General features: G+C 60.0%; 10 protein-coding genes. 5 read left to right on the top strand and 5 right to left on the bottom strand.

Going from position 1 to position 14,273, the window contains the following annotated elements:
• Positions 1-187 precede the first annotated feature (187 nt).
• The 5 genes from aceE (at position 188) to msrA (ending at position 10,209) form a co-directional block, all read left to right on the top strand.
• Positions 188-2,836 carry a pyruvate dehydrogenase (acetyl-transferring), homodimeric type gene (aceE, locus tag RG836_RS11665; RefSeq protein ID WP_310845573.1) on the top strand — a complete coding sequence of 883 codons (2,649 nt, stop codon included), beginning with the start codon at positions 188-190 and terminating at the stop codon, positions 2,834-2,836.
• Between the two features lie 11 nt (positions 2,837-2,847).
• The gene (gene aceF / locus RG836_RS11660; RefSeq protein WP_310845572.1) at positions 2,848-4,794 is read left to right on the top strand and encodes a dihydrolipoyllysine-residue acetyltransferase; all 1,947 of its coding nucleotides are present in this window, start codon (positions 2,848-2,850) and stop codon (positions 4,792-4,794) included.
• Positions 4,795-5,111: 317 nt separating this feature from the next.
• Positions 5,112-6,494, top strand: coding sequence for an alkaline phosphatase D family protein (locus RG836_RS11655; RefSeq protein WP_310845571.1), 1,383 nt, complete (start codon positions 5,112-5,114; stop codon positions 6,492-6,494).
• Positions 6,495-6,707: 213 nt separating this feature from the next.
• Complete coding sequence (locus RG836_RS11650; protein ID WP_310845570.1) at positions 6,708-9,398, top strand: putative bifunctional diguanylate cyclase/phosphodiesterase; 2,691 nt, start codon at positions 6,708-6,710, stop codon at positions 9,396-9,398.
• Positions 9,399-9,561: 163 nt separating this feature from the next.
• The gene (gene msrA, locus RG836_RS11645; RefSeq protein ID WP_310845807.1) at positions 9,562-10,209 is read left to right on the top strand and encodes a peptide-methionine (S)-S-oxide reductase MsrA; all 648 of its coding nucleotides are present in this window, start codon (positions 9,562-9,564) and stop codon (positions 10,207-10,209) included.
• Between the two features lie 83 nt (positions 10,210-10,292).
• On the opposite strand, the gene RG836_RS11640 is transcribed toward msrA, so the two are convergent.
• The 5 genes from RG836_RS11640 to RG836_RS11620 form a co-directional block, all read right to left on the bottom strand.
• Complete coding sequence (locus tag RG836_RS11640; RefSeq protein WP_310845569.1) at positions 10,293-11,132, bottom strand: 23S rRNA (adenine(2030)-N(6))-methyltransferase RlmJ; 840 nt, start codon at positions 11,130-11,132, stop codon at positions 10,293-10,295.
• Between the two features lie 241 nt (positions 11,133-11,373).
• On the bottom strand, positions 11,374-11,697 hold the full coding sequence (locus RG836_RS11635) for a hypothetical protein (protein WP_310845568.1): 324 nt from the start codon (positions 11,695-11,697) through the stop codon (positions 11,374-11,376).
• Positions 11,698-12,019: 322 nt separating this feature from the next.
• Complete coding sequence (locus tag RG836_RS11630) at positions 12,020-12,427, bottom strand: hypothetical protein (protein ID WP_310845567.1); 408 nt, start codon at positions 12,425-12,427, stop codon at positions 12,020-12,022.
• Positions 12,428-12,509: 82 nt separating this feature from the next.
• The gene (locus RG836_RS11625) at positions 12,510-12,926 is read right to left on the bottom strand and encodes a hypothetical protein (RefSeq protein ID WP_310845566.1); all 417 of its coding nucleotides are present in this window, start codon (positions 12,924-12,926) and stop codon (positions 12,510-12,512) included.
• On the bottom strand, positions 12,926-14,273 hold a 1,348-nt coding region (locus RG836_RS11620), incomplete at its 5' end, for an RHS repeat domain-containing protein (protein ID WP_310845565.1). The genes RG836_RS11620 and RG836_RS11625, both read right to left, overlap by 1 nt.

The raw sequence follows: 14,273 nt of genomic DNA, 5'->3' as shown, positions 1-14,273 counted from the left end.
AGCCGATCCGCTGTAGTTTTACTACTCGTATATACATTCGTAGGGCTGAAATGGCGGAAGATTTGTAGTAAAACTACACGCCGCCGAATCAACCACCGGCAATCCAAGAATTTATAACGTCTGCCCACAAGGCCAGTCGCTAACTCAGGCAACCGATTCTGGTAGCCTTTCCGCCCTGGAGCAAGCCATGCAAGACCTCGATCCCGTCGAAACCCAGGAATGGCTGGACGCCCTGGAATCGGTTCTCGACAAAGAAGGCGAAGACCGTGCTCACTATCTGATGACCCGTATGGGCGAACTCGCGACCCGCAGCGGTACGCAACTGCCCTACTCGATCACCACGCCTTACCGCAACACCATCCCCGTTACCCGCGAAGCACGCATGCCCGGCGACCTGTTCATGGAACGCCGCATCCGTTCGATCGTTCGCTGGAACGCCCTGGCGATGGTCATGCGCGCGAACATGCAAGATCCCGATCTGGGCGGCCACATTTCCACCTTCGCCTCCAGCGCGACGCTCTATGACATCGGCTTCAACTACTTCTTCCAGGCCCCGACCGAAGAACACGGCGGCGACCTGATCTACTACCAGGGCCACGCCTCGCCAGGCATCTACGCTCGCGCCTTCCTCGAAGGCCGCTTGAGCGAAGAGCAGATGCTCAAGTTCCGTCAGGAAGTGGACGGTGGCGGCCTGTCGTCGTACCCGCACCCGCACCTGATGCCGGACTTCTGGCAGTTCCCGACCGTGTCCATGGGTCTGGGCCCGATCACCGCGATCTACCAGGCGCGCTTCATGAAGTACCTGGAAAACCGCGGCTTCATCCCGGCCGGCAAACAGAAGGTCTGGTGCTTCATCGGCGACGGCGAGTGCGACGAGCCGGAAACCCTCGGCGCCATCTCCCTGGCCGGCCGTGAAAACCTCGACAACCTGATCTTCGTCATCAACTGCAACCTGCAGCGCCTCGACGGCCCGGTTCGCGGCAACGCCAAGATCATCCAGGAACTCGAAGGCGTGTTCCGTGGTGCGCAGTGGAACGTCACCAAAGTGGTCTGGGGCCGCATGTGGGACCCACTGTTCGCCCAGGACGAAGACGGCCTGATGCAGCGTCGCATGGACAAAGCCATCGACGGCGAATACCAGAACTACAAGGCCAAAGACGGCGCCTACGTGCGCAAGCACTTCTTCGGCGACGATCCAGAGCTGCTCAAGCGCGTTGAGAACCTGTCCGACGACGAGATCTGGAAACTCAACCGTGGCGGCCACGACCCGTACAAGGTCTATGCGGCGTACCACCAGGCGGTCAACCACAAAGGCCAGCCGACCGTCATCCTCGCCAAGACCATCAAGGGCTACGGCACCGGTGCGGGCGAAGCGAAGAACACCGCGCACAACACCAAGAAAGTCGATATCGAGTCGCTGAAGAAATTCCGTGATCGCTTCGACATCCCGTTGAACGATTCCGAGCTCGAATCGCTGCCGTTCTACCGTCCGGCCGAAGACAGCGCGGAAATGAAGTACCTGCGCAAATGCCGCGAGAAGCTGGGCGGCTCCCTGCCACAGCGCAACCGTGGCAACATCAGCATCCCGACCCCGCCGCTGGAGACCCTCAAGTCGGTCCTGGACGGTTCGGGCGATCGCGAAATCTCCACCACCATGGCGTTCGGTCGTATCCTCGCCTCGATGGTCAAGGACAAGGAACTGGGCAAGCGCATCGTTCCGATCCTCGCCGACGAAGCCCGTACCTTCGGTATGGAAGGCATGTTCCGCCAGTTGGGTATTTACTCGCCAGTCGGCCAGCTCTACGAGCCAGTCGACCGTGACCAGGTGATGTACTACCGCGAAGAGAAAGACGGCCAGATCCTGCAGGAAGGCCTCAACGAGGCGGGCGCGTTCTCCTCGTTCATCGCGGCGGGTACTGCCTACAGCAACTACAACACGCCAATGCTGCCGGTCTACATCTTCTATTCGATGTTCGGCTTCCAGCGTATCGGCGACCTGGCCTGGGCCGCTGGCGATGCACAGACTCGCGGCTTCCTACTGGGCGGCACCTCCGGGCGCACCACGCTGAACGGCGAAGGCCTGCAGCACGAAGACGGCCACAGCCACATCCTGGCCAGCACCATCCCGAACGTGCGCAGCTATGACCCCGCCTACGGCTACGAGCTGGCGGTGATCATGCACGAAGGCACGCACCGGATGATGGAGCTGCAGGAAAACGTCTACTACTACATCACCGTGATGAACGAGAACTACCTCCAGCCAGCGATGCCGGCCGGTGTAGAGCAAGGCATCATCAAGGGCATGTACCTGCTCGAAGAAGACAAGCGCGAAGCGGCTCATCACGTACAACTGATGGGTTCGGGCACGATCCTCAACGAAGTGCGCGAAGCGGCGAAGATCCTGCGTGAAGAGTTCAACATCGGTGCCGACGTGTGGAGCGTGACCAGCTTCAACGAACTGCGTCGCAATGGCCTGGCCGTTGAGCGCAGCAACCGTCTGCACCCAGGCCAGAAGCCTCAGCTAAGCTACGTCGAAGAGTGCCTGACTGGCCGTAAAGGTCCGGTCATCGCCTCCACCGACTACATGAAACTGTTCGCCGAACAAATCCGTCAGTGGGTCCCGTCCAAGGAATTCAAAGTCCTGGGCACCGATGGTTTCGGCCGCAGCGACAGCCGCAAGAAACTGCGTCATTTCTTCGAAGTCGACCGTCAATTCGTGGTGTTGGCAGCCCTGGAAGCATTGGCTGACCGTGGTGACATCGAACCTAAGGTTGTGGCTGAAGCCATCGCCAAGTTCGGTATCAACCCGGAAAAACGCAACCCACTGGACTGCTGAGGAGAGATTCTGTGAGCGAACTCATTCGCGTACCTGACATCGGCAGCGGTGAAGGTGAAGTAATTGAACTGTTTGTGAAGATCGGCGACCGTGTCGAAGCCGACCAGAGCATCCTGACCCTTGAGTCTGACAAGGCCAGCATGGAAATCCCGGCGCCGAAGGCCGGGGTAGTCAAAAGCCTGAAAGTGAAAATCGGCGATCGCCTGAAAGAAGGCGACGAGCTGCTGGAACTGGAAGTCGAAGCAGACGCTGCGCCGGCCCCTGCGGCCGCCGCTGCTCCAGCGGCTAAGGCCGAAGAGAAGCCTGCCGCCGCCCCGGCTGCGGCGGCACCTGCTGCCCCGGCAGCGGCTGCGTCGGTGCAGAAAGTGCACGTGCCGGACATCGGTTCCGCAGGCAAGGCCCAGATCATCGAGATCCAGGTCAAGGTCGGCGACACCGTCGAGGCTGATCAGTCGCTGATCACCCTGGAATCCGACAAGGCCAGCATGGAAATTCCATCGCCAGCCGCCGGCGTGGTCAAGGCCATCAGCGTCAAGCTCAACGATGAAGTCGGCACTGGCGACCTGATTCTGGATCTGGAAGTGGCCGGTGCTGCGGCACCTGCTGCTGCCGCGCCCGCCGAGGCTGCTGCTCCGGCGGCCGCTGCTGCGCCTGCCCCGGCCGCTGCTCCGGCTGCCCCGGTGGCGGACAGCGTTCAGGACATCCACGTCCCGGACATCGGCTCGGCCGGCAAAGCCAAAATTATCGAAGTGCTGGTCAAGGCCGGCGACACGGTTGAAGCCGACCAGTCGCTGATCACCCTGGAATCCGACAAGGCCAGCATGGAAATCCCATCGCCAGCCGCGGGCGTGGTGGAAAGCGTTTCCATCAAGCTCGATGACGAAGTCGGTACCGGCGACCTGATCCTCAAGCTGAAAGTCAAAGGCGCTGCTCCGGCCGCGGCTCCAGCACCGGCCGCTGCGGCACCTGCTCCAGCGGCCGCGGCACCTGCAGCCGCTGCACCGGCCGCGCCTGCCGCGGCACCGGCCACACCGGGCGCCAAGGTTCACGCCGGCCCGGCAGTTCGCCAACTGGCCCGTGAATTCGGCGTCGAGCTGAGCGCAGTCAGCGCCAGCGGTCCGCACGGTCGCATCCTCAAGGATGACGTGCAGGTTTACGTCAAAGCCATGATGCAAAAGGCCAAGGAAGCACCGGCCGCTGCAGGCGGCGCTACCGGTGGCGCGGGCATTCCGCCGATCCCGGTGGTCGACTTCAGCCGCTTCGGCGAAACCGAAGAAGTGCCGATGACCCGCCTGATGCAAATCGGCGCGTCGAGCCTGCACCGCAGCTGGTTGAACATTCCGCACGTCACGCAATTCGACTCGGCGGACATCACCGACCTGGAAGCCTTCCGTGTCGCGCAGAAAGCTGTTGCAGAAAAGGCCGGCGTCAAGCTGACCATCCTGCCGCTGCTGCTCAAATCCTGCGCGCACCTGCTCAAGGAACTGCCGGACTTCAACAGTTCGCTGGCACCAAGCGGCAAGGCGATCATCCGCAAGAAATACGTGAACATCGGCTTCGCCGTCGACACCCCTGAAGGCCTGCTGGTACCAGTCATCAAGAACGTCGATCAGAAGAGCCTGCTGCAACTGGCTGCCGAAGCTGCCGCACTGGCTGCCAAGGCCCGCGACAAAAAGCTCACGGCTGACGACATGCAAGGCGCCTGCTTCACCATCTCCAGCCTTGGGCACATTGGCGGCACCGGCTTCACGCCGATCGTCAACGCGCCGGAAGTGGCGATCCTCGGTGTTTCCAAGGCAACCATGCAGCCAGTCTGGGACGGCAAAGCCTTCCAGCCGAAACTGATGCTGCCTCTGTCGCTGTCCTATGATCACCGTGTGATCAACGGCGCCGCGGCCGCTCGCTTCACCAAGCGTCTGAGCGACCTGCTGGCCGACATCCGCACCATCCTGCTGTAACGCTCGACGGCCCTCCTTCACCGGAGGGCCGCTGTTGTGGCAATACGTTTTCCGAGCGCCACGCTCGTACCTCAACCCCGCTCATTTGGCGGGGCTTTTTTTGCCTGGCATTGACTGCTGGCCGATCCTGGCGTCAGCCGTTTTCCTACCAGAGCGCGTGCTAACGCCTACACGTCTGGCCTCCTTCCCCTACACACCGTGTCGACTCCCGCATCAATCTTTCTCGCCCCCGCGACTTTAGGATGGGCGCCGCAAACCCAGGGTTTGCCCTCACCTATCTGATTTTTCATCTGCCACACTTCGAATGGATTCGAATTATGTTCAAGCCAACCGTTGGCCCGATCCTCGGCCACACCACCCCGCATCGCGCGCGGATTTTCCTGCGTGGCGCCCCGCAGAACGAAGACCCGGTGTTCGCCGCCCTGCGTTATCGCCGTCGCGGTGACCCGCACTGGACGCCCGGCCCGCTCAGCAAACTCAGCGCAGCGCGAGACATGTGCGATGTGCTGACCCTGGATGACCTGGCAGAGGACACCGCCTACGATTACCAGGCCGGCTGGTTCAGCACCATGAACCCGGTGCATACCGTGGACTCGGTGGCCGAACTGCCGCTGCAATGGCCGCGAGAGGTGTACGCCTTGCGCACCCCGTCCAAGGACCTCGCGCGCCCGCGGGCCTACATCGTCGGCTCGTGTCGCTACCTGCGCATGACGGCGGGCATTCCTCTGATGCCGCAATGGGGCGACCGCATCTTCGGCGCCATTCGTGAGCTGGCGGAACAGGCCGAGCCGCCGATCAGCGCCCTGCTGATGACCGGTGATCAAGTGTATGTCGATGACTTGAATGTGATCGCCCCGGACCGCGAGTACGAGGACATTCTTGCCAAATACCGCGCGGCGTTTTCCCAGCCGCAAATCGCGCGGTTGATGGCCGCAGTGCCCACTTACATGATCCTTGATGACCATGAGATCGAGGACAACTGGCCGGCCAACGCCAGCCCCTCCGATCAACAGCTCTACAGCAACGCCATCCGCGCTTATGAGATCTACCAGGCCAGCCATGGCCCGAACCGTGCGTTGACCGCCAGCGGTGCGCTGAAGCAGCTCTGGTACAGCTTCAGCGAAGGTGATATCGGCTGGTTCGTCACCGACAGCCGCACACGCCGCAACCTTGCCGCAGATGACCGGCGCATCCTCAATGAGCAGCAGGAACAGGCGTTGCTGGATTGGCTGATCAACCACCCCGCGCGGGTCAAGCTGCTGGTCACCAGCGTGATGTTTTACCCGGACCGTAAAAGCAACGGTGACGACGCCTGGCAAGGTTTCCCCGAGCAACGTCTGCGCCTGTTGGAGACCATCCGCCAGCACGGGATCAAGAACGTGATCATTGTCTCCGGCGACGTCCACGGCTCGCTCACCAGCCGGCTCCGCCACAGCGCCGACCCGGACTTCGAGGTGCACACCATCGTGTCGTCGCCCTTGTGCAACAGCAAACTGCTGCCCTACGCCAAGGCCTCGACCTTTGTCCTCGATCAACCGCTGGCGCGAACAGCGGCCGGCGAGTACCGCCACGAGCTGACCAGCCCGGTGCTCAGCCGCGACAATTTCGCGCACCTGCTGGTGGATGCCGAGGACATTCAAGTGACCTTTCATGCCCGCGACGGGGAGGTGCTGCACGCGGTGCGCATCCCGCTGCGCTGAGGATTGCTGCGCCATATCCGGTCGGCGCAGGTCGGCCGGGTATTTAGTTTCGCCCGCCGATTGCAGTTTTCTTACATTCGGCCGACATATTCTTATAGCACATGGCCTTCATCTCTCTTGTCAGCCCGTGCCGCATGATGCAACCTTGCCGCAGGCAACAGTTAAGAGGGGCGTCAGCCCAGCGCGTTCAGCATTTTCGAAGCGAGTTTCCCCATGAAAAGCCAACCCGATGCCGCCAGCCGTATGGTGGCCGAGGTAGTGACGCAATTGCCGGTGCCCTCGCGGCTCGGCATGCTGCGTTTCGAACGGCTGAATGAAGCGAGCTGGGCGCTACTTTTTCTCGATCCCAATTGCGAACGCCAATTCGGCTTGCCTGCCGTGGAGCTCTGCGCACTGGTGGGTTCGCCCTATGCCAGCCTGATGGAGCCCGAAGCGCGCTATCAGCTGCACGACGCCGTGCAACTGCAATTGGCGGACAGTCCGCACTATCAAATCCGCTACACCCTGCACACCGCCCAGGGGCCGTTGAACCTGCTGGAAGTCGGCGAAGCCTACAAACAACACAATCGGCACCTGCTGCGCGGCTACCTGATGGTGGTCGATGGGCTGATCGGCGAGCCGCCCGCGCCAACGCTAGACCTGGAAACCCAGAACTCGCGCCTGCAGATCGCGTTGGAACTCAACCAGCGCGCCCAGCAAGAACAACTGCTGCACCTCGAGCGCGTGCGTGCGCAACAGGACCTGATTCTGCTGCTGACCCGCCAGCGCTACAGCAGCAACAACTCCTTGCAGGAAGCCGCCGAGCTGATCACCCGCAGTGCCTGCGACATCTACCAGATCAATTGCGCCAGCTTGTGGCACCTCGAAGGCAGCAAACTGGTGCCGATCTCGGCCTACCACCGCGATACCCAGCAATACCAATTGCCCGAGCCGATCGACGCCAGTGGCTTTCCGGACTACCTCGAAGCCTTGCACAGCAGCCGCGCCATCGATGCGCATAACGCGATCCGCGACCCGCGTACCCGCGACATGGCCGAGAGCCTGCGCCCGCGCGACGTCAACGCCATGCTCGACGCCAGCATCCGAGTCGACGGCCAGGTCGTCGGCGTGCTGTGCCTGGAGCAGACCGGCGCCACCCGCGCCTGGCAGTCCGATGAAATCGCTTTCGCCGGTGAACTGGCCGACCAGTTCGCCCAGGTCATCAACAACCACAACCGCCGCACCGCCACCAGCGCCCTGCACCTGTTCCAGCGCGCGGTCGAGCAAAGTGCCAACGCCTTTCTGCTGGTCAATTGCGATGGCGTGGTCGAGTACGTCAACCCCAGCTTCACCGCGATCACCCAGTACAGCACCGACGAGGTCCACGGCCAGCGGCTCTCGGAATTGCCGGCGCTGGAGAACCTCAGCGAGCTGCTGTTCGACGCACCCTCGGCGCTGGCCAAGAGCAACAGTTGGCAGGGCGAATTCAAGAGCCGGCGCAAAAACCTCGAACCCTACTGGGGCCAGTTGTCGATCTCCAAGGTGTATGGCGACAACCGCGAGTTGACCCATTACATCGGCATCTACGAAGACATCACCCAGACCAAGCTCGCGCAGCAGCGCATCGAACGCCTGGCCTACACCGACAACCTGACCAACCTGGGCAACCGGCCGGCGTTCATCCGCAACCTCGACGAACGCTTTGCCCGCGACAGCGACACGCCGATCAGCCTGCTGCTGGTGGACATCGACAACTTCAAGCGAATCAACGACAGCCTCGGCCACCAGACCGGCGACAAACTGTTGATCAGCCTCGCTCGGCGCCTGCGCAACAGCCTGAGCCCCGGCGGCAGCCTGGCACGGTTCGCCAGTAACGAATTTGCCGTGCTGCTCGACGACACCGACCTGGAAACCGGCCAGCAAGTCGCCAGCCAGTTGCTGATGACCCTCGACAAGCCGATGTTCGTCGACAACCAATTGATCAGCGTCACCGGTTCCGTGGGCCTGGCCTGCGCGCCGCTGCACGGGCGTGATCCGCAAACCCTGATGCGCAACGCCGGCCTCGCGCTGCACAAGGCCAAGGCCAACGGCAAGCATCAGGTGCAGGTGTTCACCGAAGCGTTGAATGCCGAAGCCAGTTACAAGCTGTTCGTCGAGAACAATCTGCGCCGCGCCCTGACCCAGAACGAGCTGGACGTGTTCTACCAGCCCAAGCTGTGCTTGCGCAGCGGTCGCTTGTTGGGCATGGAAGCGCTGCTGCGCTGGAACCATCCGGAAAAGGGCATGATCCGCCCGGACCAGTTCATCAGCGTCGCCGAAGAAACCGGTTTGATCATCCCCATCGGCAAGTGGATCGCCCGCCAGGCCTGCCGCATGAGCAAGCAACTGACGGCCGCCGGCCTGGGCGACCTGCAAGTGGCAATCAACCTGTCGCCCAAGCAGTTCTCCGACCCGGACCTGGTGGCGTCGATCGCCAACATCCTCAAAGAAGAGCAACTGCCGGCCAATCTGCTGGAGCTGGAGTTGACCGAAGGCCTGCTGCTGGAAGCCACCGAAGACACGCATTTGCAACTCGACCAGCTCAAGCGCCTGGGCCTGACCCTGGCCATGGACGACTTCGGCACCGGTTACTCGTCGCTCAGTTACTTGAAAAAATTCCCGATCGACATCATCAAGATCGATCGCAGCTTCATCCATGAAATCCCGGACAACCAGGACGACATGGAAATCACCTCGGCAGTGATCGCCATGGCCCACAACCTGAAACTCAAGGTGGTGGCTGAAGGCATCGAAACCGCTGAACAATTGGCGTTCCTGCGCCGTCATCGTTGCGATGTCGGCCAGGGTTACCTGTTCGATCGTCCGATCCCCGGCGCCGAGCTGATCGACAAGCTCAAACGCTACCCGCGTGGCCCGCTCGTCTGACGCCATACACCTGTAGGCGCGAGTCTGCTCGCGAATCCAGCGTGCCAGTCGCCGTCGATGTTCATGGTCGTAACGCCTTCGCAAGCAGGCTCGCTCCCACGCACATAATTAGGCACACTTGCGCCCTGTGTCTTTAGAACTCAACTGACTGAGGGGACTGATGATGGTCTTGCGCTCGGAAATCCTGGTGAACAAAAACGTGCTGCCGACTCAAGAACAAGCCCTGCCGGGCCGTGAAACCCCGATGAACCTGCCGGAACGCCACTTCGTCCACGACGCCCCGCTGCTGGGCCCGTTTTTGACCGATGTGGATTTCGCGATTTTTGGCTTGGGCTGCTTCTGGGGCGCGGAACGCCGGTTCTGGCAACGGGAAGGTGTGGTCAGCACGGTGGTGGGTTACGCCGGCGGCTTCACCCCGAACCCGACCTACGAAGAAGTCTGCTCCGGCCTGACCGGCCACAGCGAAGTGGTGCTGGTGGTCTACGAGCCGGCGAAAGTCAGCTACGAAGAATTGTTGAAGATGTTCTGGGAACTGCACAACCCGACCCAGGGCATGCGCCAGGGCAATGACATCGGCACCCAGTACCGCTCGGTGATCTACGCCACCAACCCGACCCAACTGGCCGCCGCCCAGCACAGCCGTGACGTGTTCCAGGCCGAACTGACCAAGGCTGGCCAAGGCACCATCACCACCGAAATCGGCGAAGCCCCGACCGTGTACTTCGCCGAGGCTTACCACCAGCAATACCTGGCCAAGAACCCTGAGGGTTATTGCGGGATTGGTGGCACGGGCGTGACCTGCCCGATTTGATCGACAGGCCCTGAAAAAGCTCTCACAGGCCACACCATCCCTGTGGGAGCGAGCTTGTTCTGGTCAAGTTTTCCCAGACACCCTCAACTCTCGGCAATCAACCAGTCCATCTGCCAGCCACCCTGCGTCTGCCCCAGTTTCTTCGACAGCCACGGCAGCAATTCACGCAACTCCTCCTCCAGCCCCCACGGCGGATTGGCAATCGCCAGCCCTGACCCATTGAGGCTGTTGGGCGTGTCCAGCGGATGCACCAGCAACTCCACCCGCAGCAACTTCGGCGCGCCGGTGCCGGCCAGGTCTTGATAGAAACGCCGCAGCATCCGCTGATCCTTCACCGGGTACCAGATCGCTGCGACTGTCTGGCGCATCCGGCCAATCGCCTCTTTCAGCGACGCGGCGCAGCGCTGCATCTCGTCGAGCTTCTCGAACGGTGGATCGATCAGCATCAGCCCACGCTTCTCCGGCACCGGCAGCAACGCCCGGGGCACATGCCAGCCTTCGCCGAGGTGAACCTTGACCCGCCGATCGCCCTTCATGTTGTCCTTGAGCAGCACGCCGTCTTCCGGGTGTTTCTCATTGAGCAACACACGATCCTGCGGCCGCGTCAGTCGCCGCGCCAACTCCGGCGAACCGGGGTAGTAGCGCAACTGGCCATCGGGGTTCATCTCATGCAGCACGCGCATGTAATCGGCGGTCAGCGCTGGCAGATCGGGCTGATCCCACAACCGCGCGATGCCTTCCAGGTACTCACCGGTACGACTCGCCTGATCGCCCTGCAAGTCATACAGACCAATGCCGGCGTGGGTGTCGAGGTAGGCGAACGGCTGCTCCTTGCGCGACATCAGGGCGATGAGGCGGGTCAAAGTCAGGTGTTTGAACACATCGGCGTGATTGCCGGCATGGAAGGCGTGACGATAATTCATGGCTGCTCCTGCGAAGGCCCGGCAGTTTACCCTGTACCGCACCGAACGTCAGGGCCCCACAGCCGAGCGGCTTGCACATGAAGCACACAACCCAATGCTGAGGCGGCATGCCCCCGTCGGGCTGCGCAGCAGCCCTAAAGCCTGAGCACCCGATCCGTCAGTCACACCGCATCAACCGGATTGACGACTGCTGCGCAGCCGAACGGGGGCAAGCCCCCTCACCACAAATGCTCTCCAGCCATTACTCCGAAGACATCCCCCGCAACCGCCGGCCAATCACATCCAGCAAATCACAGCCATCGCGCAGCGGAATCGCACAGAGCAAAGCAAAGTCATTCAGCATCACCGAATCACTGGCAACCTCGGCACGCATCGCCAGGTTCTCCAGCACTTGGGTCACCGCTCGAAGGCGATAGCGGGCAGCGTCGGACAAGACGTCCAGTGGCGCGTGGGTGTCAATGAATAGGGTCGGCATATCGCTGCAATTGCCGGTCAGGGCCATGTAGCGATTGTTGGGGTGTGGGGTCGGGCGGGTATAGGGTGGATCGGGATGAAGATTAGTCATAGTCAAAAACTCTGGTAGCCAAAGGGAGCTACCGCCAGCCTTCCTACAGGCTTGGGTGGCAGCTATGCACGGGGTAGGAATATCGAGACCAGAGCAAACTCGACCACACCGAAATGTGCCCGCGCATAGCCGCCGCAACAACTGCCGAAGCCATACCTCTCTGGTGGTCTTGAGGGTTCCTACACCCTGTCGCTGATTTGCAGCGACCACCAAAGGCTATCGATGAAGCGAGGTTTGCGACAGTTCATGGAAGCCGCCGCGGGTTGAAGGAAATTTCCGAAGGACTTGTCCAGAAATTCCCCTCATTTTCCTAGAAGAACTATTACCAAGTAGACGGATCTTCCAGGAGTGCTTTTTGGAGATCTTCTTTCCACTTAACGGCTGCCAGTCGATAAATCTCCTCAAAGAAACCCCTGGCATTTTCTATTTCATCCCAGCCATCAGGAAAAGAAGAATATTCTTCCGGGTCATGCTTAAACAATGACTGAAAATCATATTCCTTATCCTGAAGCGCCTCACGCAAGCACTTATAAAGTAAAAAACGGTGTTTATAAGTGCGATTCCTCACTAGGCAGTAATTGAGTATCAGCTGCTGTCTATGCAATGGATCATTTGGATTAAATTGCTCCAACTCCTCACCAAGCGTTTCTTCGCGATCATAAATATTGAAACAGCCTAGGAAATATGAAGGCGTAGGCAAATATGGGAGTCTGGTTCCTTCATCAATCATGCGCCATCCTTATTTAATTGGATTGATCGCTCCCACGCTCCGCGTGGGAAAGATAAAATGTTCCGTTACTGCTCAATACCATTCACCACTTACTGCGATCTTCGAGGCTCGCCTTGAGAAGTTCTTCAGCCCAAACCTCATTTGCTAACGTATAAACATCACTTAGAAACGCCCGCGGATCATCTAATTCATACCACTCATTTCTTGGCCAGCACGATGTTTCTGCTTCGTCGATTTCGAACAAACTCTGAAAGTCATAAGTTTGATCTCTCAACTTTTTCCCTAGCTCTTCCACCAATAGAAACTTATGCCTGTAAGACAGATAAGGGAGATTCAAACCATATTCTATAATAAGTTTGCGCCTCTCAAGCTTATCATTTGGATTATAGCGACCAAATTTCGCACCAAGTGTTTCTTCTCGATCATACACATCGAAAACCCCGATAAACCACATTAAATCCGGCTGAAAATCTTCATCAACAAATGGATTTCTTAACATTATTTTCTCTCCGACGGAAAAGCCGTAAACGGCCGACCTACATACTCTTTATCAAACTTAACTTCAAACCAGTTCATATTTTCGTTCAACGTGGGGCTACCCTGATTTTTTTTGTTTGGTTTGTATCCTCTGCCTGCACCAGGTAGTTCCATTCGGACAATTGGGTTATTCTTATGATCTATCCCGGTATGCGAGCTCAAACCTAATTGCTCTCGGGTCATTCCTTTATTTAGCGCACTCAAATGCATTCTCCAACTTCTAAATTGAGAACTGAGATTCGCTTTCGATCCATATTTCGGTAGCGCCCCTGTATGCGGATTTGCACCATTAATTGCACGTTGCTTTAGAGCCTGATCAGTTATTTCCGGGCTGTGCTTCTCAACAGTATGCATTCCATATTGTTTTTCCATTTTAATGACCCGGCCCTTCGCATTCGCCTCCGCCAATTCATCTATCCTCGCCCTCCGCTGCTCCGCCGTCATCTTCGGCAGTTGCGGCTCTCCTGTATCAACCTTGGCATTCCCTGCCGGATCGTCAACCCCTCCCGTCGACTCGCACCCCGTCCCACCCGGACAGCCATTCAACCCCAACGGATCCACCCACCCCGTCGGATTCGGCACGTAGCGATACGCGTTGATCCCGCCCGCCAATTTGATCGGGTCGGGTGTCAGGTAGCGCCCCAGGTCCGGGCTGTAGTAGCGGTGGCGGTTGTAGTGCAGGCCGGTTTCGCCGTCGAAGTATTGGCCCTGGAAGCGCAGCGGTTGGTCGATGACTTGCAGGGTGTCGCGGGTCAGGCGGGTGAGTTTGCCGTGGGCGGTGTATTGCGCGGCCCAGACGATTTCGCCGCTGTAGTCAGTGAGTTCCTGCGGCGTGCCGAGGTGGTCGAGTTGGTAGTAGAACGGGCAGGCCTGTTGCGGGCCGTGGCCGTCGAGCAGGGCCAGGGGGCGGAAGCTGCCGGGTTCGTAGACGTAGCTGCGGTGGTGCTCGCGGCTGTGTTCGGCGACGAGTTGTTCACCCTGCCAGAAAAATTCCGTGGTGCTGTCGGCCACGATCTTGCGGGTGCGTCGGCCAAAGGCGTCGTAGGCGTAGGACGCCTGGCTGCCGTCCGGCAGGGTGACGCCGGTCAGCCGGTGCTGGCAGTCGTAGCGGTATTCGGTGACGAGGCTGTGCCCGCGGCCGCGACGCTCGCGGATCAGGTTGCCGTAGGCGTCGTAGTCGTAATGCCGGTCGCCCTGCATCAGCAAGCGATTGCCCTTGACCGTGCTCGGGCCTGGGCGGTCCTGCATCAGCAGGTTGCCGGCCGGGTCGTGGGCGAAGCTTTCCGGCACGTCGTTGCGGCTGTGACGG

Origin of the sequence: Pseudomonas rhizozeae (assembly GCF_031583775.1) — a bacterium.
GTDB lineage: Bacteria > Pseudomonadota > Gammaproteobacteria > Pseudomonadales > Pseudomonadaceae > Aquipseudomonas.
The sequence above is the reverse complement of the archived record's forward strand: the minus strand, read 5'-3'. Positions and strand labels throughout refer to the sequence as shown.

Coding starts and splice junctions, on each gene's coding strand:
- RG836_RS11655 (WP_310845571.1), top strand. CDS start 5,112: ATGTTCAAGCCAACCGTTGGCCCGATCCTCGGCCACACCACCCCGCAT.
- aceE (WP_310845573.1), top strand. CDS start 188: ATGCAAGACCTCGATCCCGTCGAAACCCAGGAATGGCTGGACGCCCTG.
- msrA (WP_310845807.1), top strand. CDS start 9,562: ATGGTCTTGCGCTCGGAAATCCTGGTGAACAAAAACGTGCTGCCGACT.
- RG836_RS11650 (WP_310845570.1), top strand. CDS start 6,708: ATGAAAAGCCAACCCGATGCCGCCAGCCGTATGGTGGCCGAGGTAGTG.
- RG836_RS11630 (WP_310845567.1), bottom strand. CDS start 12,427: ATGATTGATGAAGGAACCAGACTCCCATATTTGCCTACGCCTTCATAT.
- RG836_RS11635 (WP_310845568.1), bottom strand. CDS start 11,697: ATGACTAATCTTCATCCCGATCCACCCTATACCCGCCCGACCCCACAC.
- RG836_RS11625 (WP_310845566.1), bottom strand. CDS start 12,926: ATGTTAAGAAATCCATTTGTTGATGAAGATTTTCAGCCGGATTTAATG.
- RG836_RS11640 (WP_310845569.1), bottom strand. CDS start 11,132: ATGAATTATCGTCACGCCTTCCATGCCGGCAATCACGCCGATGTGTTC.